Origin of the sequence: Streptomyces sp. NPDC001401, assembly GCF_042895385.1 — a bacterium.
Classification (GTDB): domain Bacteria; phylum Actinomycetota; class Actinomycetes; order Streptomycetales; family Streptomycetaceae; genus Streptomyces.
On record NZ_JBIAWI010000002.1, the window covers coordinates 58,594 to 84,482 of the forward strand.

At 70.4% G+C, this 25,889-nt stretch carries 23 protein-coding genes and 3 pseudogenes; 16 read left to right on the top strand and 10 right to left on the bottom strand.

Going from position 1 to position 25,889, the window contains the following annotated elements; translation table 11 throughout:
* Positions 1-90 (bottom strand): K(+)-transporting ATPase subunit F, encoded by a 90-nt coding sequence (gene kdpF / locus ACFY10_RS07955; protein ID WP_009326374.1) that lies wholly within the window; start codon positions 88-90, stop codon positions 1-3.
* A gap of 323 nt (positions 91-413) precedes the next feature.
* Here kdpF and ACFY10_RS07960 point away from each other — a divergent pair, with 323 nt between their 5' ends.
* Entirely contained in the window at positions 414-995 is a 582-nt protein-coding gene (locus ACFY10_RS07960) for a hypothetical protein (RefSeq protein ID WP_390664211.1), read from the top strand.
* A 59-nt stretch (positions 996-1,054) separates the two neighbouring features.
* Here the strand turns inward: ACFY10_RS07960 and ACFY10_RS07965 are convergent, their stop codons facing one another.
* A complete protein-coding gene (locus tag ACFY10_RS07965; protein ID WP_390664212.1) occupies positions 1,055-2,449 on the bottom strand; it encodes a hypothetical protein in 1,395 nt (464 codons plus the stop codon).
* Between the two features lie 761 nt (positions 2,450-3,210).
* Between ACFY10_RS07965 and ACFY10_RS07970 the strand changes: the two genes are divergently transcribed.
* Positions 3,211-3,618: a hypothetical protein gene (locus ACFY10_RS07970; RefSeq protein WP_390664213.1), complete on the top strand. Its 408-nt coding sequence runs from the start codon at positions 3,211-3,213 to the stop codon at positions 3,616-3,618.
* A 337-nt stretch (positions 3,619-3,955) separates the two neighbouring features.
* On the top strand, positions 3,956-4,486 hold the full coding sequence (locus ACFY10_RS07975) for a TerD family protein (protein WP_390664214.1): 531 nt from the start codon (positions 3,956-3,958) through the stop codon (positions 4,484-4,486).
* 799 nt (positions 4,487-5,285) lie between these two features.
* Here ACFY10_RS07975 and ACFY10_RS07980 read toward each other — a convergent pair.
* Positions 5,286-6,683: an amino acid permease gene (locus ACFY10_RS07980; RefSeq protein WP_390664215.1), complete on the bottom strand. Its 1,398-nt coding sequence runs from the start codon at positions 6,681-6,683 to the stop codon at positions 5,286-5,288.
* A gap of 186 nt (positions 6,684-6,869) precedes the next feature.
* On the opposite strand from ACFY10_RS07980, the gene ACFY10_RS07985 reads away from it, so the two are divergent.
* The 4 genes and pseudogenes from ACFY10_RS07985 to ACFY10_RS08000 all read left to right on the top strand — a co-directional run.
* Positions 6,870-7,439: a hypothetical protein gene (locus tag ACFY10_RS07985; RefSeq protein ID WP_390664216.1), complete on the top strand. Its 570-nt coding sequence runs from the start codon at positions 6,870-6,872 to the stop codon at positions 7,437-7,439.
* Positions 7,440-7,741: 302 nt separating this feature from the next.
* Positions 7,742-9,679 carry an APC family permease gene (locus ACFY10_RS07990; protein WP_390664217.1) on the top strand — a complete coding sequence of 646 codons (1,938 nt, stop codon included), beginning with the start codon at positions 7,742-7,744 and terminating at the stop codon, positions 9,677-9,679.
* Between the two features lie 165 nt (positions 9,680-9,844).
* On the top strand, positions 9,845-10,258 hold the full coding sequence (locus ACFY10_RS07995; RefSeq protein ID WP_390664218.1) for a hypothetical protein: 414 nt from the start codon (positions 9,845-9,847) through the stop codon (positions 10,256-10,258).
* Between the two features lie 48 nt (positions 10,259-10,306).
* Positions 10,307-10,483: pseudogene (locus ACFY10_RS08000) on the top strand (CBS domain-containing protein); the annotation flags it as partial.
* On the opposite strand, the gene ACFY10_RS08005 reads toward ACFY10_RS08000, so the two are convergent.
* Positions 10,463-10,897 carry an STAS domain-containing protein gene (locus ACFY10_RS08005; protein ID WP_390664219.1) on the bottom strand — a complete coding sequence of 145 codons (435 nt, stop codon included), beginning with the start codon at positions 10,895-10,897 and terminating at the stop codon, positions 10,463-10,465. The pseudogene ACFY10_RS08000 and the gene ACFY10_RS08005 sit on opposite strands and share 21 nt — an antisense overlap.
* Before the next feature lie 194 nt (positions 10,898-11,091).
* On the opposite strand from ACFY10_RS08005, the gene ACFY10_RS08010 reads away from it, so the two are divergent.
* The 3 genes from ACFY10_RS08010 to ACFY10_RS08020 all read left to right on the top strand — a co-directional run bounded on the left by ACFY10_RS08010 (position 11,092) and on the right by ACFY10_RS08020 (position 13,757).
* On the top strand, positions 11,092-11,451 hold the full coding sequence (locus ACFY10_RS08010) for a hypothetical protein (protein ID WP_390664220.1): 360 nt from the start codon (positions 11,092-11,094) through the stop codon (positions 11,449-11,451).
* Positions 11,452-11,600: 149 nt separating this feature from the next.
* A complete protein-coding gene (locus ACFY10_RS08015; protein ID WP_390664221.1) occupies positions 11,601-12,110 on the top strand; it encodes a hypothetical protein in 510 nt (169 codons plus the stop codon).
* Positions 12,111-12,224: 114 nt separating this feature from the next.
* Entirely contained in the window at positions 12,225-13,757 is a 1,533-nt protein-coding gene (locus ACFY10_RS08020; RefSeq protein WP_390664222.1) for an SPFH domain-containing protein, read from the top strand.
* A 72-nt stretch (positions 13,758-13,829) separates the two neighbouring features.
* On the opposite strand, the gene ACFY10_RS08025 is transcribed toward ACFY10_RS08020, so the two are convergent.
* The 3 genes from ACFY10_RS08025 to ACFY10_RS08035 form a co-directional block, all read right to left on the bottom strand.
* On the bottom strand, positions 13,830-14,906 hold the full coding sequence (locus ACFY10_RS08025; protein ID WP_390664223.1) for a PucR family transcriptional regulator: 1,077 nt from the start codon (positions 14,904-14,906) through the stop codon (positions 13,830-13,832).
* A gap of 1,348 nt (positions 14,907-16,254) precedes the next feature.
* Positions 16,255-17,067, bottom strand: a complete 813-nt coding sequence (locus ACFY10_RS08030) for a hypothetical protein (protein ID WP_390664224.1) — start codon at positions 17,065-17,067, stop codon at positions 16,255-16,257.
* A 21-nt stretch (positions 17,068-17,088) separates the two neighbouring features.
* The gene (locus ACFY10_RS08035; RefSeq protein ID WP_390664225.1) at positions 17,089-17,469 is read right to left on the bottom strand and encodes an ArsR/SmtB family transcription factor; all 381 of its coding nucleotides are present in this window, start codon (positions 17,467-17,469) and stop codon (positions 17,089-17,091) included.
* Between the two features lie 121 nt (positions 17,470-17,590).
* On the opposite strand from ACFY10_RS08035, the gene merA reads away from it, so the two are divergent.
* Together merA and ACFY10_RS08045 are read left to right on the top strand one after the other, a co-directional pair.
* Positions 17,591-19,027: a mercury(II) reductase gene (merA, locus tag ACFY10_RS08040; protein ID WP_390664226.1), complete on the top strand. Its 1,437-nt coding sequence runs from the start codon at positions 17,591-17,593 to the stop codon at positions 19,025-19,027.
* 51 nt (positions 19,028-19,078) lie between these two features.
* Positions 19,079-19,264 (top strand): annotated as a pseudogene (locus ACFY10_RS08045) (MerR family transcriptional regulator); the annotation flags it as partial.
* A gap of 144 nt (positions 19,265-19,408) precedes the next feature.
* Here ACFY10_RS08045 and ACFY10_RS08050 read toward each other — a convergent pair.
* From ACFY10_RS08050 to ACFY10_RS08060, 3 genes are read right to left on the bottom strand one after another with little or no spacing between them, the layout of a single operon-like run.
* A complete protein-coding gene (locus ACFY10_RS08050; RefSeq protein WP_390664227.1) occupies positions 19,409-20,281 on the bottom strand; it encodes a phosphatase PAP2 family protein in 873 nt (290 codons plus the stop codon).
* Entirely contained in the window at positions 20,278-21,138 is an 861-nt protein-coding gene (locus ACFY10_RS08055) for a VTC domain-containing protein (protein WP_390664228.1), read from the bottom strand. The genes ACFY10_RS08050 and ACFY10_RS08055 overlap by 4 nt, the downstream gene beginning before the upstream one ends.
* On the bottom strand, positions 21,135-21,815 hold the full coding sequence (locus ACFY10_RS08060; protein WP_390664229.1) for a DUF4956 domain-containing protein: 681 nt from the start codon (positions 21,813-21,815) through the stop codon (positions 21,135-21,137). Before ACFY10_RS08060 ends, ACFY10_RS08055 begins: the two co-directional genes overlap by 4 nt.
* 147 nt (positions 21,816-21,962) lie before the next feature.
* Here ACFY10_RS08060 and ACFY10_RS08065 point away from each other — a divergent pair, with 147 nt between their 5' ends.
* From ACFY10_RS08065 to ACFY10_RS08080, 4 genes and pseudogenes are all read left to right on the top strand, one after another.
* Positions 21,963-22,652 (top strand): response regulator transcription factor, encoded by a 690-nt coding sequence (locus ACFY10_RS08065; RefSeq protein WP_390664230.1) that lies wholly within the window; start codon positions 21,963-21,965, stop codon positions 22,650-22,652.
* Positions 22,649-24,034 (top strand): ATP-binding protein, encoded by a 1,386-nt coding sequence (locus tag ACFY10_RS08070; RefSeq protein ID WP_390664231.1) that lies wholly within the window; start codon positions 22,649-22,651, stop codon positions 24,032-24,034. The genes ACFY10_RS08065 and ACFY10_RS08070 overlap by 4 nt, the downstream gene beginning before the upstream one ends.
* Before the next feature lie 202 nt (positions 24,035-24,236).
* A pseudogene (locus ACFY10_RS08075) lies at positions 24,237-24,924 on the top strand (DedA family protein).
* Positions 24,925-25,000: 76 nt separating this feature from the next.
* Positions 25,001-25,837, top strand: a complete 837-nt coding sequence (locus ACFY10_RS08080) for an undecaprenyl-diphosphate phosphatase (protein WP_390664232.1) — start codon at positions 25,001-25,003, stop codon at positions 25,835-25,837.
* The last annotated feature ends 52 nt before the right edge of the window (positions 25,838-25,889 follow it).

A 25,889-nucleotide genomic window follows, 5' to 3' on the forward strand; every position in this document is an offset into this window, starting at 1 on the left:
TCAGAACCTCTCCGGGAAGATCAGGGCGAGGACGAGATAGCCCAGCAGGGCGACGGCCACGACCAGACCGACGACGTTCTCGGCGGTCACAGCTTCGCCACCCCCTTGGCGACGAGAGCCACCAGCGCGAACACCGCGACCGTGGCGAGGACGAAGGCCACGTCGGCCATCGCAAGCTCCTGGAATGAGGTTCGAAGGATCGGACCGTTAAAGAGAACCCGACCTCTGGCCGGTTTCGACCGGCCTTAACGGCTCCCTGACGGCGAACCTCACCCCTTTGACGCAACCCATACGCCGCCTGCAGCGCATCCGGCCGTACACCCCGGGACGCGCCGTCAAAGTCGGATCCCCGCGCCGTCAGCGTCGCGTCAAGAAGCGCAGAAGCGTGGTCCGCCCGGCTTACCGTCAGCGCCATGGGACGGCGTATCGACGATACCGGCGGTATCGACGGGCATGCGCTCCACGGCATCGAGGGTGCGGCCGGTACGCACCCCCTGCCGCCCGGAACCACGGTCCACGACCGCCACTGGACCGCCGAGCTGCGCGGCGCGATCAGCTGCGCGGGCTCGTTCCTCGTCCTCCTGCTGCTGGTGGACGCGGCGGCCGGGACGCTGGCTCCGGTGCGCTCCGCCCTGTGGGGCGGGCTCGCACTGCTGCTGTTCCTCGTCCAGGTGCCGCCCCGGGTGACCGCCGGAGAGGGGTGGCTCGCCGTACGGGGCCCGTGGCGCGGTCACCGGGTACGAACGTCCGTCCGTACGGGAGGCAGCGCCGGCCGGCGCATGATCCTTCGGGACTCACTCGGCGGCCGGGTCGCACTCGACCCGCACATCCTGGTCGCCAACCCGGCCCTCTGGCACCGTCTCGACACCGACGCGCGCCTCTCGGACCGCCGCGGCTCCCTCAAGGAAGGCCGGAGTGCGCTGAAGCGCGTGTCCGAACGCGTCGACCACGAGACAGCTCAGGCGATCTTCCGGGTCTCCGGGCTGGAGGATTAGCCCGGCCGAGCCCGGAGCACCCCTTGAGACCCCGGCGCTGGTAACCGGCCTCGGGGCGCTCAGCGGAACTCGGCCAGCCGCGGCCGCAGCCCGAGCAGCGTGAGCACGCTCCCCGCGAGCAGCAGACCGCACGTCCACGGCAGCAGCCCGGTCACGACGGACCGGCCGTCGCTCACGGAGGCGGCGAAGTGCCCGCGGTTGATGGCGATCAGCCGGTCGAGCGCGGCCATGTAGGCGCCGAAGTGGGCGTTGGACATGCCGGGTTCCCAGCTGATGCAGAAGGCGACCGCCTCGCGCTCCTTGCCGCCCGCGACCAGCGCGCGGATCTTCCGGTCGTCACGCTGGTAGACGGCGTACGTCTCCACGGTCTTCTCGGCCGCGGCCCGTTCCCCGGCGTAGGTGATGTTGTCCAGTTCGCGCCGGTATTCGCCGGTGAAGCGCAGGTCGTGGTGGTCGGCGCGGTAGGCCGACCAGGCCCGGGCGAGCTCGCCGTCGTACGAGGCGAGCGATGCACCCTTCAACCCGTACAGCTGCTGGGACTTGGCCAGGAACGCGGCGGCGTACTGGTCACGGCGCTGCGGGTCGAGGAGATAGCGGCTCTCATCGGCGTTCGCGTCGTAGGCGATGGCACGGGCGCGGGACAGCGCCACGACGGAGTCGAAGGCGTCGCGGCGGGCGCCGCGCAGGTGCCCGGCGGTGGCGGCCAGCATCTGCGCGCCGAGGACGACGGCGAGCAGCGTGCAGACGGTAGCGGCCAGCACGCCGGGGTTGAGGATCCGGTGGAAGCGGCGGGCCAGATACCACTGCAGCACACCGAGCACGGCGAGCAGCAGCCCGCCGAGCGCCACGGCGGCGGCGAGCTGGGCGGACAGGGCGGAGCGGGCGTCGTCGTACTCGCCTTCGAAGGCACGGTTGTTGGCGTCGACCAGCGCCCGCGCCTCCGGCAGGAGCCGGCGCTGCAGGAGGTCGGTCGCCGTGCGGTAATCCACCAGCGCGGCTGCCTTCCCGCCGGCCCGGCCGTCGTTCTCCAGAGCCCGGCCGATCAGCTCCTGGTATTCGGCGAAGTCGTCGGTGAGCGACTCCACGGTCCGCTCGGCGCGCTTGTCGCCCTCGGCCGCCACCGCGAGGGTGCGCAGTTCGTGGCCGATGGTGCGACGGGAGCCAGCGTAAAAACCCACCGCCTTCCCGTACGGCGTCCGCAGCCGCCCTTTGCCCGCATCTCCGCTGGACAGCAGGATGTTGGCGGCCTGCGCGTCCATGTCGTTCAGGGCAAGGTTGAGGTCGGCGGCACTGGTGGTGCGGGGCGCGTCCCGGCCGGCGACGGAGTCCCAGGTACCGGTCGCGGCGAGCCCGGCCAACAGGAGCAGCAGAGTCAGGGCGGCGGCGAGCGCGACCGTGACCGCACGCAGAAGGCGCAGTCGCGCGGGCAGGGTGGCCCAGTAGCGGCGGTGCACAGCGGCCCACGCAGCCGCGGTCTGCCGACGAAGGCGATGTCCCGGGCCGTCCGTCCGCAGCTCCCCTCCCTGCCGCGGCCCAGGACGGTTCCCGGTCAGGGTGACCGGTCTGCCCTGCGACTTGGCGGCAGACTCGGGCTCCGCCTCAGAACTACGCGTGGTCCCGGCCGTGATGCTCACGAGCCCTCCGATATCAGGCCCACGGACGGTCGCCCGTCCCCCGTGACGCCAAGTCTGCGACCGAATCCGGCCACGGACGACGGGTTTTGACGCCTCCCTGACGCCTACTCAGAAGGGTTTGACGCAACCTTGACGGCGGGGGTGAACGGTTGCGGAGAAGCCACAAATTCCATGCGGGGGAGGGGAGTTCCGTCACCAGGCGTTCCATCACCCGAACAAGAAGGTCACCGGCGCCCATGTCGCATGCTGGTGCTGCTGTCTCGTCGCTCGTGGTGATGCTGGCGGACATCACCGATCCTCCCGATCCGCGCGAGGTCCGGCATCCGCTCGTGGCGGTGCTGAGGGTCGCGGTGCCGGGGCGCCAACGAACGGGAGCTGGGATAAGCCGCGGCCCACCTGCCCCAGGAAACGCTTTCCCTGATTGGGCGCCCGCTGGGTTCTGGCCGACTTGGTCTTCCTCGCGCCCAGCGCAGGCACGCTGCGGCGGGCGCTGATCGCGCTGGACGCCGACGAGCTCGACCGGCTGGTGGGAGCGTGGCTGCGCGAGCACGGCGACTGCGACGCCGACGGCTGGGCAATCGGTGCTGGACGACAAGGACCTGCGCGGCAACCGGAGCGACGACGGCCAGCTGGTGATGTTCATGACGATGACCCATCGGACCGAGCAAGACGCCGTGGTGCTCGGGCAGATCACCGTTCCCGAGGGCACCACCGAGGCCACCCAAGTCCGTACGCTGCTGGGCGAGATGGACATCGCCGGGGCGCTGGTGACCGCTGACGCAGTCCACATTTGCGCCGACGCCGCCCGCTACTTGGTCGAGGACTGCCGTGTGGCCGACGAGCTTCATGGGGGATACGGCACTCCGAGCTCGCAGTCTGGCTACGGTGCTGCGGCCTTGCGCTCCCTGCGGGACCGAAACCACGGGACCAGGTACCAGGAGGCCACCACCAACGCGGACGTCACCGCAGTGTTCAACCAGCCCCTGTAGATGTCCGCGAGGTCGGTGACGAAGCGCATGACGATGGTGAACACGGCCCAAACCACCAGCCAGCGAGCCGCCTTGGCCATTCGCCCCTGTCGTCGCATAGCGCGAGCATATCCGCGGGCCCGAAGGGAGCAGATGGAGGGCTGCGGCTCTCCAGAGGTCAAATTTCAGTGGCAATAGGTCATGGAATCAGTGTAGGTGGACAATCGGGTCACTGACTTGAGGGACTGGGCTTGGCAGCCTCAGGATGAGGCGCGCTAAGGAGGCATCAAAACGCTGGTCACTGCACATACTTGTCGATGCGGGGGCGTCCCGCGGTGACTTGACGGGGAGCGGCAAGGTGAGCGGTGTTGGCAAGGGACTGGCCAAGGTCGAGGTGAGGCTCAAGTGGGACCCGAGTCGCTACGGGGAGCCGTCGCGGCATCTGGACATCATCGCCGCGACCTATTCGGCGGATGACCCCTATGGGCGGCCGGTGTACGTCGTCCACTACGAGAGCCGCTCGCCGGACGGCACGATCAACATGAGTCGGCACAGCGAGACCGGTATGGGGTTCGGCTTCGTCGAGGCGATGGTGCTGGAGTTCGACCGGATGTCGTCCGCCTACGGGCGGGTGGTGGTCGGCGTGGCCATCCACCAGGACGGTGGCCCCCGCACGTTCGGCGACATATCCAACGCTGGCGTGCTCGTCGTCGAGGGATACCGGCAACTGCTGGCCGACGACTTCGCGGGTGTGGCCGACGCCACGGCCGCGACGGTCGCCGAGTTCGACAGGGACGCATCGGGAGTATGGGAGTTCCGCGAGATGGTCCGCGGGTTCGACAGTGACCCGGTGCTCTTCACAGCGGAGATGGGCGGCGTCCGGCAATGACGCTGCCCGGCGCTAGTCCGTAAGTAAGGCGCTGGCTCATGAGGGGTGTGTCTCGGCTGATGGCGGCGACATTCGGACGGCAGGGAAGCCCCACGCGAGGGTGAGGCTCTGGCGGTGGAGACGCAACCCACTGCGACGGACGGTCGATCTCGTCGAAGCCCGGGGTGCTGCTCGTCGCGCGGATCCTGGGCACCCTGGGCGGCGCGACCGTGGGCCTGCGGACGGCGATGGTGGCGGACCGGAGCTTCGAGGGGGAGCGGTCCCGGCGCCGGGAGGTCGCGGCGGTGCTCGTCGGGAACGCGACGGGTACGGTGGCCATCCGGGAGAGCGAGAGCCAGCCCGGGTGGGCGCAGGTCCGATGGACGACGCCGGATGGTCAGACCCGCACCGGTCGGACCAGGGTGCCTGCTCATTCTTCGGCGGGGACACAGGTGTTCGGTTTGGACAAAGAGCCACGGTGACGTGGTCTCCCGGCCTCCGGATCGGTCCGAGGCCATTGGGGAAGCGGCCGCATTAGGGACGGCCGTGGTCGCGGGTGGCATGTGGTGGGTCGGCGCGCGGGGCGCGCGCCTGCTGGACCGGCGCCGCATGGACCAGCGGACCCTGGGCTGGGAGCGCGCCGGCATCCACCGAGGTGGCAGGACTGGCTGACGCGTTGCCCTCCGGCTGCAGGTATTTCGCGTCGGCTGTCGAATTCCTAGCCTCCTGCTCGCCGGGCGTGAAGAGCCCACGAGCAGGAGCGCGTTGGAATGGGTGCGCCCTGAACCGGCGAGTGAGGGTTGGCGGTCGCCGTTGTTGGTCAGGCCGCTTCTGCCTGGGCTTCGACGTCCTCGATGCCGGTGGGGCGGCCGGCGCGGTTCCACCGGATGTACAGGCCGGCGGCGATCAGGAGGGTGGCCACCAGCGAGAGCACCGGCCAGCCGCGCAGCAGGTTCACCACGAGGGTGAATGCCACGGCCGCCGCGGCGAGACCGTTGACCCAGGCCAGTGCCGGCTTGCCCTCGCCGCGGGCGAAGCGGGTCATGGCGAGCAAGCCGATCAGGAAGCTGACGAAGACCGCGACGGCGTAGAACAGGACCAGTTCCTGTTCCTGGCCCGCCGCGGCGACGATGATGAGCGCGGCGCCGACCAGGTAGACCACAACCGACCAGTACGGGGTGTGGTGGCGGTTGGCCCTGCCGAGCACCGGCGGCAGCACGCCGGGCTCCGCGGCCGTGCCGGACAGCGCCTTGAGCAGGCCGGGTCCGGCCTGGAAGGAGGAGCTGGCGGCGGCGAGCAGCAGCAGCGAGCTGGTCAGCTGGAAGGCGCCGTACAGCCAGCCCGGTCCGGCGGCGGCGTGCGCGATGTCCGCGATCTGGGTGGAGTCGGAGCCGGGGATGCCGATGCGCAGCTGCACGGCCAGTGCGGTCAGCGCCAGGGTGAGACCGCCGACGATGACGACCAGCAGGGCGAGCGTGCCGCGGCCGAAGCGGCGGCGATGGGTGTCGTCGAGCTGGCCGAGCTGGGCGATCGCGGTGGACGGCGCCTCGATGCCGGTGGCCAGGGCCATCGCCACCGGGAAGGCCAGCACCACCGCCAGCACGGCGGAGTGGCCCGGGGCGGCGGATGTGGCCGCGTGGCCGGTGGTGTGCGGTGAGGCGAAGCCAAGGATCAGCACGGCCACGGAGATCACGACGAACGCGACGGTCATGAACGCGAACAGCAGCCGTCCGCCGTGCCCGAACCAGGTCAGCCCGGCCACCACGACCAGCAGCACCAGGGCCAGCGGGATGCGCCACGCGGCCAGGCCGGGGAAGAGGGCTATCACCGCGCTGGCCGCGGCCGCGATCGAGATGCCGATGGTCAGCACGAAGTCGACCACCAGCGCGCCGATGGGCAGGAACGTCCAGCGCGGGCCGAACGCCCGCGCCGCCGCGGCCGCCGCGCCGCCGCCTTTCGGGAAGCGGCGCACCAGCTGCCAGTAGTTGGCGGTGACCACGACAACCAGCCCGATCACCAGGCTCATGGTGGGCAGCAGCAGTGCCAGGTCCCCGTGCAGGGCGCGCAGGGCCGCCTCGATCGCGTAGGCGACCGAGGAGACCGGATCGGCGATCACCGCAAAGGCGAACGCGAAGAAGAGGATGGAACGCCGTGATGTGCGTCCGCGCGGGGCGGCAGGGGCAGCCGTCGTGACGGCGGCCTGGGTGGTGACAGGCACGCGAAGACCTCTTCCGAAGAGAACGTTGAAGGAACTTCGCCGACCAGGCTTCCCGGCACACCGGCGACAACGCTACGTCAGGAAGTCGTCAGTGGGCTATCAGCAGCGCATCAAGGGCGCGTCAAAGTCACTCGGGAGGGTTCGCTTCCGGGCCGCGTACACGGGGGGTTCTCTATCGTCGTTGGCATGCGACGGCGCATCCCACGAGAGACTGCTCAGCCGACGTCAGCGGCGTCCGGGCAGGCTGCTGCCGTCGATGAGCGGTGGGCCGGTGACATGCGGCTGACATGCCAGTGCTCGGCGGTGTTTCTCGGGATGCCGTTCGTCCTCGACGCGGGTGCGGGAAGCCTCGACGTGGCACGGGCCGCCGTCTGGGGCACTCTGGGCGTGCTGTTGTTCCTGGTGCTCGTGCCACCGCGGGTGACGGCCGGCTCGGGCTGGCTGAGGTCCTGCTGGCTGGGGCGTGAGCACGTGGTGCGGACCGACCGGCTCGTCTGCGTGCGCTGGGCGCCGGGAGCCGCGCGGCGGTTGGTGTTGCGGGATGCCGACGGGGGCCGTGTCGAGGTGGACACGGAGGCCCTGGTCGGCAATCCGGCTCTGTGGAGCCTGGTGCACTCCGGCGTGCGCGCGTCGCTGGAGCGAGGACAGCTCTACCGCGGGCAGTCGGTGGTGCGGGAGCTGTCCCGCCGCATCGATGCGAAGACCGCTCTGGCCATCTTGCAGGCGTCCGGGATGTGTGAGACCGAGCAGGTGTAGCGCGTAGCACGCCTGCGGCCCGTGGCTCACCGGTCCGGGCCGCTCCTGGTAACCGACTTCGCCGGGCTGCTACGTCCTGGTGGTGGCGGACAGATCGGAGTGGGCGGGCCGGCTCCCGCGCGCTACGGGGTGAGTAAGCACCGTGGTGAGGTTGCCCCAGGGGTGTCCTCGCAGTACGGGCCCGGGAACCGGCATAGGCCGTGCCAGGCGTGAGGCCAGACGCAGGATCTTAACGCTCCCTTGATGGCCTTCTGATGTACGGCTCTCCTGATGAGCCTTCCATAGACCTAGCATCGCCAGATGTGAGATCGCTGCTGCCCAAACACGTGCTCGTCGGCCGTCCCATGCGGACCAGCCAGCTCTCCGAGACCCTGCTGCCCAAGCGGCTGGCCATCCCGGTCTTCTGCAGCGACCCGCTCTCCTCGGTGGCGTACGCGACCGAGGAGATCCTGCTCATCCTCGCCTTCGGCGGCACCCAGCTGCTCCACCTCACCTGGTACATCGCCGCCGCGATCATCGTGCTGCTGGTGGTGGTGATCACCTCCTACCGGCAGACCTGCTACGCCTACCCCAACGGCGGCGGCGCCTACGCGGTCAGCACCGACAACCTCGGCCGCACCGCCGCCCTCACCGCGGCCAGCGCCCTGCTGGTGGACTACGTGCTGACCGTGGCCGTCTCGGTGGTCGCCGGGGTGGCCGCCATCACCTCCGCCGCTCCCTCCCTGGGCAAGTACGCGGTGGAGCTGTCGGTGGCCTCGGTGGTGCTGCTGACGCTGATGAACCTGCGCGGTGTGAAGGAGTCCGGCCGGGCCTTCGCCGTGCCGACCTACGGCTTCGTCCTCGGCATCTACGTGATGTTCGCCTTCGCCGCCGTCCGCCTGGCCACCGGAGAAACGATCCGCGCCGAGTCGGCCCACCTGTCCATCCACGCCACCGGCACCTACACCGGCCTGGCCCTGGTCTTCCTCGGCATGCGCGCCTTCGCCTCCGGCTGCACCGCGCTGACCGGCGTGGAGGCGATCAGCAACGGCGTGCCCGCCTTCCAGAAACCGAAGAGCCGCAACGCCGCGATGTCCCTGGTGATCATGGGCGCGATGTCGATCACCATGTTCGCCGGCATCACCGTCCTGGCGCTGCTCTACCGCGTCCACGTCGCCGACCACCCCACCGAGCTGGGCCTGCCCGCCGACGCGTCCACGCCCACCGCGCTCGCCCAGATCGCCAAGGCGTCCTTCGGCAACGTCAGCTTCCTCTTCTACTACGTCCAGGCGTTCACCGCGGGCATCCTCATCCTGGCCGCCAACACCGCCTTCAACGGCTTCCCGCTGCTCTCGTCGCTGCTGGCCCAGCACCGCTTCCTGCCCCGCCAGCTGCACAACCGCGGCGACCGGCTGGTCTTCTCCAACGGCATCATCCTGCTCGCGCTCGCCGCGATCGGACTGATCATCGCCTTCAAGGCGGACGTCTCCTCGATCATCCAGCTTTACATCGTCGGCGTCTTCGTCTCCTTCACCCTCTCCCAGGCGGGCATGGTCAAGCACTGGAGCAAGGAGCTCGCCCGCACCACCGACCCGTCCGCCCGGTTCCGAATCCGCCGCTCGCAGGTCATCAACGCCACCGGAGCGTTCTTCACCGGCGTCGTGCTGATCATCGTGCTCGCGACGAAGTTCCTGCACGGCGCGTGGATCGTCACCATCGCCATGCCGCTGCTGTTCTTCGCCATGAAGGGCATCCGCCGCCACTACGACCGCGTCTCGAGGGAACTCACGGTTGCCCCGGCCACGACCGCTCAGCCGCCGTCGCGTAACCACGCAATCGTGCTGGTCTCCCAGATCCACGCGCCCACCCTGCGGGCCCTGGGCTACGCCCGTTCCACCCGCCCGCACAAGATCGAGGCCCTCAACGTCTCCGTCGAGCCGCACGAGAGCGACGAGCTGAAACGCCAGTGGGACGAGCACAACCTCGATGTGCCGCTGGTGGTCCTCGACTCTCCGTATCGCGAGGTGACCCGCCCGGTCCTCGACTACGTCCGCCGCATCCGCCGCGACAGCCCCCGCGACGTCGTCACCGTGATCATCCCCGAGTACGTGCTGGGCCGCTGGTGGGAGCAGCTGCTGCACAACCAGAGCGCCCTGCGGCTGAAGACCCGCCTGCTGTTCATGCCCGGCGTCATGGTCACCAGCGTCCCCTATCAGCTGGACGCCGCCCTCCATCAGCCCGAATCCGCCAACGGCGGCTGACGTACCACCGAAGCAGCGCACGAAGTAGATCCGTATGGAACGCGTTAAGACCCCGTACGGGATCCATCAAGGAAGCCCTCCGTCCGTCGCCGAGTACGGGGACGCGTGCGGTGCTATGGAAGAACGGCACCCGCTGGACGTTCGCAGCCGTGGAGAGGATCGGTCATGGTGGAGTGGCGTCCTCTGCGTACCGCCCCGGTCAGGCCCGTGCCCGAGCCGGTGGCGACGCCCTTCGTGTGGGCGGCGGCCTTCGTCGGGTGCTTCCTGCTGGTGGCCGTGCTCAGCGCTGTCCACGCCCTCTCCAGCTCCTCCATCGCTCTCGGTGCGCTGTGTGCACTGGCGGCGCTCCTGGGACTGCCCGCCCGCTTCCGTGCCGCCCCCGGCATCGCCGTGGTGTGCTGGCTGTTCCTCAACGACTACGCCGTCGCGCCACACGGCCGGCTCGCCTGGCACGGCAATGCGGACGCCGTCCGCCTCGTTCTTCTGCTCGCCGCCGCCTTCCTCGGCACGCTCGTCGCTCGGATCGGCGACGCGATCGGAGCCCATCACCGCATCACACCTGGTCAAGCGCCAGAATGAGATGGACGGGAACGGCGCTTCGGGTTGCGTCTGATGGCCGAGCACCGGCTGCCCGCCCCACCGGTCGCCGGGCCGGACGCGACCGCGCTGGAGGTCGCGGCCCTGATGGCACAGGTCCGCAGCCGACTTGTGGCGGTCGTGGACAAGGGCAAGGACGGCAAGCGGCTGCTCGGCGTGGTCACTGCATACCACTTGCTGGAGCGGCTACTGATCGCCGCCTTGTGACGCGGATGGTCCGTGCCCTGCGTACACGTCGACAACCCGCTCCAGCCCCAGTTCGTGGAGGGTACGGCGTGCCTGGCTGCGGACGTGCGTGATGATCACCCGTGTGCTGTGCTCCCGAGCCGCACGCAGGGCCATGAAGAACGCCGCGCCGCCGTCACGGCTCAGGTAGGTCACGCGCCCCAGGTCGATCTCAAGGACGGTCGGCCGAGTTCCCAGCACATCCTGCAGGCGTCGTCCGATGCGTCCGGCGTTCTTGGAGGTGATCTCTCCCGTGAGCCGGACAACTACGCGATCCAACGCGTGCGCGGCTGAATGAAGGCGGCGGCTTGGAAGCAGACGCGACAGCCGGCCCAGCGCGTCCCACGGCCCGTGCGGGTTCTCGGTGGGTGACGGCTCCGGCATCTCGGCCTCCAAGGCAGGAAGCAGCTGACTGCCGACCAGTCTTCCCGGCGCACCTGACCGCCAGCCTAGGTCTCCGTATCGCCTGCCGCTTCCGCTGAGCCGGTCATTCTGTACGCGGCCTGCCACCTCACCCACGCTGGTCCCTGCGGGGGCGGGCCGGCACCGTATTCCTCCCGCCATGAACCCGGGAGGAATACGGTGTAATCGTGCGTGAGATCGCAGAAGCCGTCCTCCGCTTCCCCACGGTCACGTTCACAGCGGCGCTCGTGGTGGTCGTGGGCTTCTGGGTGCTGATTCTTCTGGAGCCGTCGAGACGTGACCGGATTGCTCACCGTGTGGAAGCCGACGCGCCGCACCCGGACGGGACCCCGGTGATCGCTGATGCGTCTCTCGTGATTGCCCTTGCCTGGATCGCGAGTCTCGGCGGCTCCTTGCTGCTGCGCCCACACGAGGCTCCCCAACCGCTGGGAACGGCATTGGCCGTTCTCATTCTCATCGCCTCGCTCGCGCTGGCCGCCCTGGCCACCCGCCTCATGACACGGACACGACGCCGCCCGCACGGCTGACACCACCGGTGAACGCGGGGTACGTCGCCGAAAGGCGGCATCAAAGGCGCGTAAAGCTTGCCGGAAGACGGCAATGAAACGGCCCGCCTCACCATGTCAGGATTCCGTCAAGCCGGAGATCAGCGACGGGTGAGAGGGGGACAGCACGAATGGCCTGGTTTCTTGGACTCGGCATCACGGGGGTCGTGCTGCTCGCCCTGTCGCTGGTCTTCGACGGGCTGCTGGACGGCGCGCTCGACGGCGCGCTGGGCGGCAGCCTCGACGGGTGGCTGTCGCTGCCGGTCGTCGCCGGCTTCCTGTCGATGACCGGCTTCGGCGGGGTCATCGCGCAGGCGGCCGTGGGGGTGGGCCCTGCGGGCGCCACCGCCGTCGGCGCGTTCACGGGGGTGGGCACGGCTTGGCTGACGTATCGCTTCAGCCGTGCCCTGATGCGCGACCAGACGGCGGTGACGCCCACCGGGGACGACCTGATCGGCACAGCCGGCAACGTGGTGACGGCCATCCCCGCCAACGGGTTCGGCGAGGTGCTGCTTCAACTCGCGGGCCAGCCGGTCAAGTTCGCCGCACGCAGCGCGACGCCGGTGGGCAGGGGCACCGAGGTGTGGGTGGAAGCGGCGCCGTCCGCGACCTCCGTATTGGTGCGCCCGGTGGACCGCTGAACTTCGGTCCGTCGTCCAGCCGTTCGTCTCTCTTGGTTTCTCCTCATTTGCTTGTCGCCCCCTTGCGGGGCCTTTCCATCCCCTCCGGGGTGCTACGTGTCTGGGGGCACTGTCATGAGTCCTGTCGTCATCGCCGTGGTCGGAGTCGTCGTACTCCTCGTACTGCTGGCACTCGTCGTCGTCACCCGCTACAAGGTGGCCGGTCCGAGCGAGGCGTTCATCGTCACCGGTCGCCGGGGCAAGAAGGCCACCGATCCGGAGACCGGCCGGGTCTTCACCGACAACAGCGGGCAGAAGGTCGTGGTCGGCGGCGGTGTGTTCGTCGTGCCGTTCGTGCAGCAGAAGTTCACCCTCGACCTGTCCTCCCGGCACATCCCGGTCGCGGTGCGCGGCGCGGTCACCCTGCGCGGCGTGAAGGCCAACCTCGACGGGGTCGCCATCGTCAAGGTCGGCGGCACCGAGGACTCCATCCGGGCTGCTGCCCAGCGGTTCCTGATGCAGCAGGACGGCATCGTCGGCTTCACCCAGGAGGTGCTCTCCGGCGCGCTGCGCGCGATCGTGGGCCGGATGTCGGTGGAGGACGTCATCCGCGACCGGGCCGCGTTCGCCGGCCAGGTCGCGGAGGAGGCGGAGGCGAGCCTGTCCGGGCAGGGCCTGGTGCTGGACGCCTTCCAGTTCCAGGACATCACCACCGAGGGCTCCTACCTGGAGGACCTCGGCCGCCCCGAGGCCGCCCGCGCCAAGCAGGAGGCCGACATCGCCGAGGCAGTCGCACGGCGCGCGGCCGAGCAGGCCAGGCTCAAGGCCGAGGAGGAAATCGCCGTCGCCCAGCGGACCTTCTACCTCAAGCAGGCGGAGATCAAGGCCCAGACCGACGAGGCCGCGGCCCGCGCCGCAGCCGCGGGCCCGCTGGCCGAGGCGGCCCGGCAGCAGGAGATCCTCACCGAGCAGGAGAAGGTCGCCGAACGGCAGGCCGCACTGACCGACCGTCAGCTCGACACCCAGGTCCGCAAGCCCGCCGACGCCCAGCGTTACGCCGCCGAACAGGAGGCCGAGGCCAAGCGGGTGGCCCGGGTCAAGCAGGCCGAGGCAGAGAAGTCGGCTGGCATCGCGGCCGCGCAGGCGGAGGCCGAGAGGGCCCGGCTGACCGGTGAGGGCGAGAAGCAGCGCCGCAGTGCGCTGGCCGAGGCGGAGGCCATCGAGGGCCTGAAGCAGGGTGAGGCCGAACGGTCCCGGCGCGCGGCGATCGCGGAGGCGGTACGGCTGGAGGGTGACGCGGAAGCCGCGGCGATCGCGGCGAAGGGCGGTGCGGAGGCCGAGGCGATGCAGAAGAAGGCGGACGCCTACGGCCAGTACGGCGAGGCCGCAATTCTCCAGATGCTCGTCGAGGTGCTGCCGCAGGTCGTCGCCAAGGCGTCCGAACCGCTCAGCGCGATCGACAAGATGACCGTCATCTCCACCGACGGCGCCAGCCGGATCCCACGCGCGGTCGCCGACAACGTCGCCCAGGGCCTCGAACTGCTCGGCTCCACCACGGGTGTCGACCTCGCGCAGCTCCTGAAGGGCGTCACCGAGCGTGCCGCCTCGGCCGCCGCGCCGGCGGAACGGCCGGCCCAGACCAACGGAAAGGTCGAGATCACCGGCTGAGGAACCGGCCGCGCACCAGGGGCCCGCCAACGAGGCGGGCCCCTGTGACTTGGTCGGACGGCGGGACCGGGCTCAGATCTCCTGGGCGGGCCAGCCCAACAGCCGGGCCCCGATGACCGCGGTCTGCAGGGTGTAGCGGTGTATGGGATCGGCCGGGTTGCTCCCCGTCAGCTGGTGTATCCGCTCCAGCCGGTAGGTGAAAGCACGCACACTCAGCGACAGCCGGCGCGCGGCCTCGGCCGCCGTGCACCCCGAATCGAAATACGCCTCCAACGTCCGCAGCAACGGCTCGGCACCACCCCGCGCGCCTCGCAGCGGCCCCAGAGCACTGAGCACGAGGTCGGCCATGGCCTGCCGGTCGCGCGTGAGGACGGGGTACACGAGCAGGTCGCCAGCACGCACCACCGGATCGTCGAGATCCAGCCGCTCGGCCAGTTCCAGGGTGCTCAGAGCCTCCTCGTACGAGTGCACCACGCCACCCGCGCCGGGCTGGGCGCGCCCGACGGCCACCCGGCTGCCGTCCGTTGCCGCGTGCGCCTGCTTGGCGAAATACGTGAGGACTTCCTCGTCGTCGCCTGGGGCAATGCAGATCAACTGCCCGTTCTTCGTGGCGAGCAGGATGCGCCGGTCGCCGAACCGTGCGATCAGAGCGGCCTCCACCCGGCGCGTGACCGGGGCGGTGTCGTCATACGCCTCGGGTCCTTCAGCCACAGCGACCGCGTACGCGCGGGAGAGGACGAGGCCGAAGCGTTCGGCCCTCTCGGCGAGCCGCCCCAGGTCACTGCGGCCGTACAGCAGATCGTCGATGAACTCCCGGCGCGCGGCCTCCTCCTGCCGCACCGCCAGGCGCTGCGCCCGCTCGTACCCTTCGGCGAAAGCGTCGACGGCCTGCTCCACCGCCGCCAGGACGCTGCCGACCGCACCCGCGGAGGCGCCGTCCGGCCAGGATGCCCGGGTCGCCGCGAGGTGCTGGCGCACGAGACCACGCAGACTGTGCCCGGCGTCCGCGGCCTGTTCCCCGAGAACACGCCGCTGATCCAGCTCGTTGCGGGTGAGCCTTCGTCCGGTGGCGGAGACCTCGGCCAGTATCCGGGCGTACCCACGCAGGTACTCGGCCGTCTCCGACTCCGCCACTCCGGCTTCCCCCATTCCCGCTGCACCGTTGACGTGTTCTTGACGGTGTCCGCCCGGGGAGGGTAGCCAACGCTGCTGGAAACCGGCAATGCGTGACGGCGTCCCTGAGCCTCGGGTGTCGGCTCACGGGTGGAAGTCGGATCGCTACCCCTCGACGGGGAAAGGTGGCTGGTCACGTGCGTGGTGACCTCACGCGCGCACGGATCTGGGCCACGACGAGACCTGCCATTCGCGCGTGAGGTTGCCCCGCTGGGCGGGGTCCAGGGGTGCGCTATAGCGCTCCTACACCTCGACCTGTATTGAGTTCGTTATGGCGCTGAGGGCGAGCGCGAAGAGCGAGTGAATGTTTCGGGCGGGCTGAGAGGGGGGCAGTGCGCAGACGGCGTGGCGTCTGGAAGGGTGGGCGGCGGCCGTCGCTGTGGTCGACGGGGGGCGACGGCCGCCGACGCGAGGCTCTCCCTCCACCTGACGTGAGTGCCTCGCGTGGGATCGTCCTTACGGCGCTTGGGGCATGGGGGAGGTGCCCCACTCGAACCGGCTGCAAGGACGAGGGCTGAGCGTCGGGGTCTCCTGCTGGTTCGTTGCGGGGCCCCGGGGCCGACTGGGGTTGTGCGACGTTGGTGACGCGCTCAGCCAAGAGAGTACGCCTGAACTGGGCATCGGCAGCTGGTGACCGGTCAAGTCATCTGGATGACTTTGCGGTGCGTGCGGGATGGGCCCGTGTCCGGGACAGGTCTTGTTCGTTGCTCCACCGACGGGATCGGTTGGGATGTGAGCTGGCTCCGCTTGTCCCGGCGACACCGCTCGGTGCGTATTGGCTGTGGGTGCCGGTGGTGTTGACCGGGATATTTCGGTGCGGTTCGGGCGCCGCGGCGGATGACGACCAGGTGAGCAGACAGGGTGCCGCTTCCCCGAGGCGCGGGGAGTTTCCAGCGCTAGGCGCCTGTCTGCCCTGGTCCGTCAAGGCGCGGACGGTGTTGGTCGCTGTTGCTGGTTCAGTGATCGTGGCGGGGATGTGGGCAACGCTCGCCAAGGCCGTTGCTTGGTGGCGGCTGGCCTGGGCCGGCTCATCGTGCGGACACAGACCAGGCGGCTTCTGGCTGGCGGAGGGGCTGAGCTGGGGGCACGCTGGGGGCGTGGCCGCTTCCTCGTTGCCGGTTGTGCTCCTCGTAGGCGGGGAGCAGATCACGGTCACGGCTGATCTGGGGACGTTCGACACTGCGGAGCGTGAATGGGGCGGCGTCCTGCGGGGGCTGCCGCCGTGGGTGGGGTCTGCTGTGGAGCAGGGTGAGGAGGTGCGGCTTCGCCTCCCCGATGGACAAGAGCGGCGCATTCGTCTGTCCGGGCTGATACGCATCGATGATCAGGGGCACCGTGCGGTGACCTTCCTGGGCGAGGGGGCAGCGCCGTTCTCGTAAGCCGCTGTTCGGCCCTGGTCGCCCCTGTCTCCGAGTACTAGACCCCGGTCTCTGCTGCAAATCGGCGGCTGCACCGGCGTCTCCCGGTGAGGCACGGGCTTGGGCGTCAGCCTGCCCTGCCTGTCCATCCACACCGTCACCTGGGTACCGGCCAGGATGACGAACGATGAGGTGTCCGTCAGTCCGTCGGGTTTGCGCAAACTGTAGATTCGGTTCGGTTGCGCTGGGCGGCGGTCCTCTGCCCCGTCGGCTATCCACAGGCCGTGCATAAGGAGGGGGCGGTGGCTACCGAGGACAACCGGGACGGATTGCCGAGCTTTCCTGAAAACGATCCTGCCCAGCAGCCGCAGCGCCTCGGCCCGGTCGAGTTCCACAGCGTGGCGGGGGCCGGGGGCGCCGTTGCGGGCCGGCGTCCGGTGCTCCGGAATACGCTCGTCGGACACCGTGAGATCCAGCGGTGTTTGCGGGCGGCCTCGGCCGCTGGAGTTCTTGGTTGATCTGGTGGGCGGGCAGTGGACGTCGCGGCCTGTGCGGCGGCGGACAGCGGCGGTTGCGGCTGCCACCAGGAGCAAGGCCGCCGCGGTGATCACCCAGGGGTTGCCCAGGAAGCCGCCCAGTGCGCCGAGAGCACCGGCGGCGACCAGTACGGGCCCGGCACAGCAGACGATCACCAGCAGGGCAGCGCCGATCCCGGCGGCGGCCACGCCGCGGCCGGAGGGCTCTTGGCCACTGCGCGGGGGCCGGTCGGTGGCAGGCATGGCAGTGGTGCTCCTTGCGGGTCAGCCCTGGCTGTCGGGGATGCGGGTGCAGCAGGTCAGGGCGGTGGCGTTGTCTGCGGCGAGCGAGCGGGCGAGGACGACCAGGTCGGCCACGCGGGGGTCGCCGACGGAATAGCGCAGTTTCTTGCCGTCACGGCGGGCGGTGACGTAGCCGCAGTCGCTTAGGCAGGACAGGTGCACCGAGACGCGGGGCTGGGAGATGCCGGCGTGCTCGACGCACTCGGCACTGGTGCGCTCGCCGCGCAGGATGAACTCCAGCAGCTTCAGCCGGGTCGGGTCGGACAGGGCGCGGAAGAACTTTGCCACGGTGTCCAGATGGGTGCAGGGAACCTCGCCGGCGGCCGGGGCGGACGGGATGGGGGTGGTCAGGCGCTGGGGCATGCGGACGGCCTCCACAACTGGAACTATTCGCCTGAGCGCATACTATGGAGCCGCTGACCTATTCGGCAACCCGCATAGCAACGAGTCCGGAATCCGGGCTCCGCACGAGGGAGGCAGCATCGTGACGACGACGGAATCCGGCATCGACGTGGCAGTCGTCGGCTCGGGCTCGGCGGCGTTCGCCGCCGCCATCGCCGCCGTGGGCCAAGGCAAGCGCGTCGTGATGATCGAGCGCGGCACCACCGGCGGCACCTGCGTCAACGTGGGCTGTGTGCCGTCGAAGGCGCTGCTGGCCGCAGCAGCGGCCCGCCACACCGCCGCCGCGACTGGGCGCTTCCCCGGCCTGGCCCCGGCCGAGGTTCCGGTCGGCTTCCCGGCGCTGATCGGCGGCAAGGATGCTCTGGTCGAGCAGCTGCGGGCGGAGAAGTACACCGACCTCGCGGCCGACTACGGCTGGGAGATCGTCCACGGCACCGCCGCGTTCGCCGGGAGCACCGCGACCCCCGTAGCGGAGGTCGCTCTGAACGACGGCGGCACCCGTCGAATCCAGGCCGCCCACTACCTGATCGCCACCGGCTCCGCCCCCTGGACCCCGCCCGTCGATGGCCTGGCAGAGGCGGGATATCTGACCTCCACCACGGCGATGGAGCTCGACGCGCTGCCGGAGTCGATGATCGTGGTCGGCGGCAACGCGGTCGGCCTGGAGCAGGCCCAGCTCTTCGCCCGCCTCGGCACCCACGTGAGCGTCGTCGAGGCGCTGGAGCGGCTGGCACCGTTCGAGGAGCCCGAGGTCTCGCAGGTGATCGAGGAGGTCTTCGCCGACGAGGGCATCGCCGTGCACACCGGCGTGGCCCCGGCCGCCGTCCGGCGCGACGAACACGGCTACGTCCTCACCGCCCGCCGCGGCGGCGCCCCCATCGAGCTGCGGGCCGAAAAGCTGCTGGTCGCCACCGGCCGCCGCCCGGTCACCGCTGGGCTGAACCTCGACGCGGTCGGTGTGAAGACGGGCGAGCGCGGCGAGGTGGTCGTCGACGACTATCAGCGCACCACCAACGCGAGGATCTGGGCGGCGGGCGACGTCGCCGGAGGCCCGCAGTTCGTGTACGTGGCCGCCGCCCAGGGCACCCTGGCCGCGGGCAATGCCCTCACGGACGCGGGCCGCACCCTGGACTACACCGCGCTGCCCCGCGTGACGTTCACCAGCCCGGCCATTGCCGCCGTCGGCCTGACCGACGCCCAGGCTGCCGAGGCTGGACTGCCGTGCGACTGCCGCGTTCTGCCGCTGGAATACGTGCCCCGGGCCCTGGTCAACCGGGACACCCGCGGCCTGGTCAAACTCGTCGCGCATGCCGAGACCGGACGCGTGCTCGGCGTCCACGTCGTCGCCGACGGCGCCGGCGACATCGTCACCGCCGCCACCTACGCGATCACCGCGGGCATGACCGTCGACCAACTCGCGCACACCTGGGCGCCGTACCTGACGATGGCCGAAGCTCTCAAGCTCGCCGCCCAGACCTTCACCGCCGATGTCACCAGGCTCTCCTGCTGCGCGGGCTGAGCTGTGGAAGCGAGGGCGGAGGTATCCGTGGACGCGAACCCATCCCGGCCGATGACCATCGGGGAGCTGTCCCGCCGCACGGGCGTGCCGGCCAAGGCCCTGCGCGAGTACACCGACTCGGGGCTGATCTACACCCTCGGCCGCAGCCCCGCGAACTACCGTCTGTACGACACTGACGTCCTGTGGTGCGTGCGCTTCATCGGCGAACTGCGCGGGCTGGGCCTGACCGTGGCCGAGATCAGGGAGCTGACGGGCGCCTGGGTGGCGGACGGTGCAGGGCAGCCGCTCGGCACGCACCTGGCCGAGCTGCTGAACCGTCACCGTCGACCAACTCGCCGTCCGGTCCGGCCGCACCGCCGATCCGTACCCCGCGGAGCAGCCCTACGCGGTGTGGCCGCCGGTGGTGAGGACGTAGTCGCCGACGAGGTCGCCGAGGAGGGCGCCGGCGAGGATGTCGCTGGGCAGGTGGCCGGCCATGTACAGGCGGGAGTAAGCGACTTCGGCCGCCATCCACTGGTAGTCCGCGGCGCGGTGCGGGTTGAGGTTGCTGAGGTAGGTGACCGCGGTGGCGGACAGGGCGCCGTGTTTCGAGGGGTAGGAGCAGGGGCACTTCGCGCCGGCCTTGATGTGCTTTTCGGGGCGCAGCGAGGTGTCGAGGACGTACGGGGCCGGGCTGTTGTACCGGGCGACGAGCTGCTTGGTGATCGTTTTGGAGAGGGTGAAGGCGGCCTTGAGCTGCGCTTTGTCGGTCTTGCCCTCGGCGGCGGGAAGGAGGTCGCGCTGGTCGTGGAGGTAGACCTTCCAGATGTCCTTCTTGCCGTAGACCTCCAGCCAGGTCGCGGCCTTCTTGCCCGCCGCAGTGCGCGTGCGGGCGAGTGCCTGGACCTGCTTGAGCTCGGCGGCACGCGCCGTGCTGCTGGGCGGGGCGGGGATGTGGGCTTCGGCCCAGGTGGTGAAGGCGTGGTCGTCGCGGGTGGTGCCGTGGGCCTTCTTCCATTGGGCGAAGAGGGTGTCGGCGGTGTGCTTCTGGGCCGTCAACTGCTGGGCGACGTGGGCGATTTGGGCGTCGGTGAAGAGGGCGGGCGGGGGGTTCTGCTTGACCCGGTCGGTGGCCGAGAGCTTGGTCTTGGCCGAGGCGGCGGGCGTGGCGTCGGTGGTGACCAGGGGGCGTACGAGCCCGAAGGTGGCGGCTGCGACGGCGGCGACGGCGATGACGGGGTACTGCCATTTCACGCGGCGGGCGGTGGCTGTCATGCGGCGGTGGTCCTTTCAAGGGCGTGTGCGGGGGCGCTGGTGGTGAAGTAGGTCCGGGCGATGCGGCGGAAGTCGTTGCCGGGGAGTCCGGGTACCAGCAGGGAGAGTCCGATGGCGTATTTGCTCACGGAGACGGGCCGGGCGCCGAGGTCGAGCAGGAGCCGGTCGGCGGGGGCGGGGCGCAGGCCGCCCTTGGTCTCGACGAGGACGTGACCGGGATCGAGGGCGGTGGTCCCCTCGTTGCGGTGGCAGGTGAGGAGGCCGTCGAGGGTGACGCGGGTGCCGGCTTCGAGGTCGGCCAGGGCCGCCCGGTGGTAGCGGATCTCGCCGGCCGGGGTCAGGTCGGTGGCCGGGACGGAGGTGATTCCTGCCTGGCTGAGCATGGCGGCGACGAAGTCCGTTGCCGCGCTGTCGAGGCGTCCGTACGTGTCGGCCTCGGCGCCCAGGGCGTGCTTGACGGTGGCGCCGCGTCCGTCCTTGGTCTTGACCTCGATGCGGCACAGCCCGTCCTCGGCGTAGAGCCGGGTGCGGACCTTCCACCGGCGGCGGCGCCCCTGGATGTGGGCGTGCCAGGCGGCGAGTTCGGGGGTGTCGAAGTAGGTGCTGCGGTAGTCGGTGGTGCGGCGGCCTGTGATGTCCAGGACCCGGTGGGTGGCGGCGAGCGAGGCCGCCAGCTGTGCGGCTACGGCGAGGGGGACGAGGTATTTGCGGTCGACGCGGTGCTGCAGTGCGGCCGCCGCGTCGACCTCGGCGAGGGTGGCGCCCGGCAGACGGGACAGGCCCAGGGCCTCGGCGAGCGATGCCGGCCCCTGCGGAGTCAGTGTCGGGGCGTGCAGGACGCTCGTCGCGGGCGTCATGCGGGCTGCCGTTCCGCGGTACGGGTGACAGGAGGCGCGTCGGGGTCAGTCTCCTCGGGCGCCTCGGCCTCGGCCGGGTCCTGGAGGGGGAAGCGGACCGAGACGCGGGTGGTCTCGCGTACGTAGTCGACCTCGTCAACGGCCACCGACAGCGGTTCGGCGCCGAGCCGGGCGGCGACGTCGAGCCGGATCTCCTCCGGGTCGCGGTAGACGCGGTCGAGGGTGACGCGCACCACGCGGGTGGGCCGGTGCGCGGAGGGGTCGTCCACCAGGGCGACGGCGATCAGCAGCAGGGCGTCGATAGCGACGATCAGCCAGGTCTGCCGCTGCGGCAGTCCGCTGGCCAGGCCGACGACGAGGGCGACGAAGGTGTAGGCGACGTCGCGGAGGGTGAAGGCGGCGCTGCGCAGCCGGACCATGGACAGGATGCCGAAGAGCCCGAAGCCGACGCCGGCCGGGAACTTCCCCGCGGTGATCGCGGTCATCGCGGCGAGGAGCCCGAGGTTGAGCGCGGTCAGCACCAGCGGGATCTCCGTGACGGAGCGTCGGCGCCGGTAGAGCCAGCCGACCAATATCATCAGCGCGACAACGTCGAGCCCGCCCCGGGTGATCATGTCCGTCGCCGTCAGGTGCGCCGAGAGCCCCTTCGCCGCGAGCAGCGATATCTGGCTGTGCATGCTTCTCCTCTCCAGCGGACACGGTGATCGATCCGCTGCAAGGTGAAGGACGCTAGGGATTTCACATGAACGCACCATGAAGGTTGAGATGACGACGAGCGGTGGCCGGTGTCCCAGGCCGTCCGGATCCCGCATACCCTTCACGCCGTGCACTTCTTGGTCATCGACGACGAGATCCGCCTGGTCGAGCTGATCGTCCGCTACCTGCGCGAGTCCGGTCACACCGCCGACAGCCGCCACGACGGCCCGGGCGGGCTCGCGGCTGCCCGCGACCCGCAGGTGGACGCGGTCGTACTGGATGTCATGCTGCCCGGCATGGACGGGGTGGAGGTCTGTCGCACCCTGCGCCGTGAGGGCAACGATGTGCCCGTGGTCCTGCTGACCGCCCGCGGCGCGGTCGCCGAGCGGGTCGCCGGGCTGGACGCGGGCGCCGACGACTACCTGGTCAAGCCCTTCGCGATGGAGGAGCTGCACGCCCGGCTGCGCGCGATATCCCGCCGCCGTCCGGGCGCGGACAGCCTCAGCGGTCTGGACAGCCGCCTGGAGGTCGGCGACCTCGTCCTGGACCCCGAAGCGCAGCGCGCCTGGCGGGACGGCACCGAACTGGAGCTGTCCAGGCGGGAGTTCGCCGTGCTGCAGGTGCTGATGGAGAACGCCGGGCTGGTGGTCAGCCGCACCCGGCTGCTGGACGAGGTGTGGGACGGCGAGTTCGACCTCCGCAGCAACGCCATCGACGTCCACGTCTACAAACTCCGCACCAAGGTCGACAAAGCCTTCGGCCGCAGTGACATCACGACGCTGCGGGGCCGCGGATACCGGCTGGAGACCACCCGGTGACACCGCTTCCCGGCCGCGCACCGCGATGGTGGCGGCCGCACCGGCTGCCCATCGTGCTGCGGCTGCTCATCGCGGTCGCCGCCGCCATGTCCGTCGTGCTGACCGGAGCGGCGGGCCTGGTCTACTGGCGCGTCGAACAGGCTCTGGACCAGCAGCTGAACGAGGACCTCGCCAAGTACCGCCACGGCATCAGCACGGCCCTGGGCAGGGACGGAACGCTGCCGCAGGGCCCGGCCGGAAGTCTTTACCAGGTGATCGACGCCCGTGGCCGGATCACCATGGCCAGCGACGGCCGGCACGCGACGCCGCTGCTGACCGCTGCCGAGCTGCGCGCGAGCAGGGCAGGGACGACCGTGCGACACGACATCGGGCGTCTCCTGCCGATCGAGCCGACCTCGCTCCGGCTGGAGGCCAAGCGGGTCCGCCTCCCGGACAGCACGACCGTGGTGGCCGTCGCGGCGATCCAGCGCGGCCACCGCGACGAGGCGCTGCGCGAACTCCTCGGCCAGCTCGCCCTCGCCGCCGGCCTGACGCTGGTGGCCGCGTCCTACGTCGGCTACCGCACCGCCCGCGCCGCCCTCGGCCCGGTGGAACGCTATCGGTCCCGCGCGGCGACCCTGGCCGACGGCGCCTCCGGCCTGCGACTGCCCATCCCCGACGACCGCGACGACGAGCTGACCCGGCTCGGCCACACCCTCAACCGCATGCTGGACCGCCTGGAAGCCGCCGCCGAACGCGAGCACCGCTTCATCGCCGACGCCAGCCACGAGCTGCGCACCCCGCTCGCCCTGCTGCGCGCCGAACTCGACGTCGCCCTGCACCGCCCCCGCACCGCAGCCGAACTCACCGACACCCTCAGGGCGGTCGACGCCGAAGTGCAACGGCTGGTCGACCTGTCCAACGCCCTCCTCGACCTGGAGGAACTCGGCAGTACGCCGCACCTCACCCGCACGCCGGTGGACCTGGCCGACCTGGTGAACGCCGCCCTGGAGCGCCACCAGGGCGCCGCCGAGCGCGAGCACCGCACCCTGAGCGCCGACATCACTCCCGCGACCGTTTTGGTGGACGCCCGCTGGATCGGTCCCGCCCTCGGCAATCTCCTCGGCAACGCCCTGCGCCACGGCGCGGGCGACATCCGCTGCACCGGCGCCGTCCACGACGGGCGGCTCCGCCTCGCCGTGGCCGACGAGGGAGCGGGATTCCCGCCAGGCTTCCTGCCAAAGGCTTTCGACCGCTTCAGCCGGGCCGAAGCCAGCCGGACCACCCCGGGATCCGGCCTCGGCCTGGCCTTCGTGGCCGCCGTCGCTGCATCGCACGACGGCACAGCGCGGGCCGAGAACACCGGACGCGGCACCGTCGTCACCATCGAAATCCCCTGCTGACCTCCGTTCACCCGGAACGCGCCTGCACACCCACGGGGCGGGGCCAAGAGTTCACCCGTGCAGGCTTGGCGGCCTGCTGGCCGATCCTCTACAGTCGCACCGAACTTCTACGTGATGTAGTACTACCCTCTGTTCTCCGCGCGTTCCTCTCGGCCGCCCGCTCGCGGGGCCGGGACCGGCCGCTTCGGCACACAAGGACCCCATGCCCTCCCACCTGTGGGCCGCCGTACCGCACACCGCGGTACTGGCCCTGAACCCGCTCGACACCACGTCCGTACTCACCAGCCTCGGCGCGCTCGGCGTGTTCGCGGTGCTGTTCGCCGAAACCGGGCTGCTGATCGGCTTCTTCCTGCCCGGCGACTCCCTGCTGTTCACCGCCGGCCTGCTGTGCACCACCACGACCGCGGGCGTGCGCCTCTCCCTGCCCGCGGTACTGGCGGCCGCCGTGGCCGGCGCTGCTCGGCGCGCAGACCGGGTACGTCATCGGCCGACGGGCCGGCCGCCCGCTGCTGGAACGCAGTCGCAATCCGCACCTGACGCACGGTGCGGCGCGGGCGGAGGAACTGCTGGCCCGCTACGGGCACGGCAAGGCCATCGTGCTGGCCCGCTTCGTGCCCGTGGTGCGTACCGTCCTCAACCCCCTCGCCGGAGCTCTCGGCGTCCCAGTGCGTACGTTCGCCGCCTGGCAGGTCGCCGGCGGGCTGCTGTGGTCGCTCGGGGTCACCTTGGCCGGCTACCTGCTGGGCTCCACCATCCCGAGCGTCGACAAGTACCTGCTGCCCGCCGTCGCCCTGATGGTCATCATCTCCCTCATCCCCGTCGCCCTGGAGGTGCGCCGCCACCGCCGTAGCGCCGCAGCTTCTCCGCAGCCCCCGGGGCCCGTCGCATGACGGGGCACCCCCGCCACTTCCGTCGGTGCGGCGCCGCCGCTCTAGTGACTCTTCGAATAGTGCAGGGACAGGACCAATGAGTGCGATCAGTGTCGGGCAGGCCGCTGTGCTCGGAGTTGTCGAGGGGCTGACCGAGTTCCTTCCGGTCTCCTCCACCGGCCATCTCAAGATCACCGAGGGGCTGATGGACATCCCGGTCGACGACACCGCCGTCGTCGGCTTCACGGCCGTGATCCAGGTCGGGGCCATCGCCGCCGTCCTGCTCTACTTCTTCAGGGACATCGTGCGCTTCGCCGGCGCCTGGGTGCGCGGCATCACCCACCGCGACGCCCGCCACAGCCACGACTACAAGTTCGCCTGGTGGGTCATCTACGCCACCATCCCGATCGTGGTCGTCGGTCTGGCCGCCAAGCCCCTCATCGAGGGCTCGCTGGCCTCGCTGTGGGTGGTGGCCGCCAGCCTGATCGTCGGCAGCGGCTACATGTGGGCGGCCGACCAGATGGGCCGGCACAAGCGCGGCGAGGACGATGTCACGGTCAAGGACGCGATGATCGTCGGCTGTTCGCAGATCCTCGCCCTGCTCTTTCCCGGCTTCTCGCGCTCCGGCGCCACCATCTCCACCGCCCTCATCCGCGACCTGGACCGGGTCGCCGCCACCCGGCTCTCCTTCTTCCTCGGCATCCCCGCGCTGACCGGCGCCGGACTGTACGAGCTCAAGGACGCCCTCGGCACCGGTGCGGGCGCCGCCCCGCTGGCCGTGGGAACGCTGGTGTCGTTCGTGGTCGCGTACGCGTCGATCGCCTGGCTGCTGAAGTTCGTCGCCAAGCACTCCTTCAACGCCTTCGTGTTCTACCGGATCATCATCGGGCTTGTGCTCTTCGGCCTGCTGGCCACGAACGTGCTCAGCGCATAGGAGCGACACCGGCCGGACCTCATACTTGCCTGAGCGCCGGATTCGCCCTCTA

Coding starts and splice junctions, on each gene's coding strand:
- ACFY10_RS07960 (WP_390664211.1), top strand. CDS start 414: ATGGGACGGCGTATCGACGATACCGGCGGTATCGACGGGCATGCGCTC.
- ACFY10_RS07985 (WP_390664216.1), top strand. CDS start 6,870: ATGCGACGGCGCATCCCACGAGAGACTGCTCAGCCGACGTCAGCGGCG.
- ACFY10_RS07995 (WP_390664218.1), top strand. CDS start 9,845: ATGGTGGAGTGGCGTCCTCTGCGTACCGCCCCGGTCAGGCCCGTGCCC.
- ACFY10_RS08015 (WP_390664221.1), top strand. CDS start 11,601: ATGGCCTGGTTTCTTGGACTCGGCATCACGGGGGTCGTGCTGCTCGCC.
- ACFY10_RS08020 (WP_390664222.1), top strand. CDS start 12,225: ATGAGTCCTGTCGTCATCGCCGTGGTCGGAGTCGTCGTACTCCTCGTA.
- ACFY10_RS08025 (WP_390664223.1), bottom strand. CDS start 14,906: ATGGGGGAAGCCGGAGTGGCGGAGTCGGAGACGGCCGAGTACCTGCGT.
- ACFY10_RS08030 (WP_390664224.1), bottom strand. CDS start 17,067: ATGCCTGCCACCGACCGGCCCCCGCGCAGTGGCCAAGAGCCCTCCGGC.
- ACFY10_RS08035 (WP_390664225.1), bottom strand. CDS start 17,469: ATGCCCCAGCGCCTGACCACCCCCATCCCGTCCGCCCCGGCCGCCGGC.
- ACFY10_RS08050 (WP_390664227.1), bottom strand. CDS start 20,281: ATGACAGCCACCGCCCGCCGCGTGAAATGGCAGTACCCCGTCATCGCC.
- ACFY10_RS08055 (WP_390664228.1), bottom strand. CDS start 21,138: ATGACGCCCGCGACGAGCGTCCTGCACGCCCCGACACTGACTCCGCAG.
- ACFY10_RS08060 (WP_390664229.1), bottom strand. CDS start 21,815: ATGCACAGCCAGATATCGCTGCTCGCGGCGAAGGGGCTCTCGGCGCAC.
- ACFY10_RS08080 (WP_390664232.1), top strand. CDS start 25,001: ATGAGTGCGATCAGTGTCGGGCAGGCCGCTGTGCTCGGAGTTGTCGAG.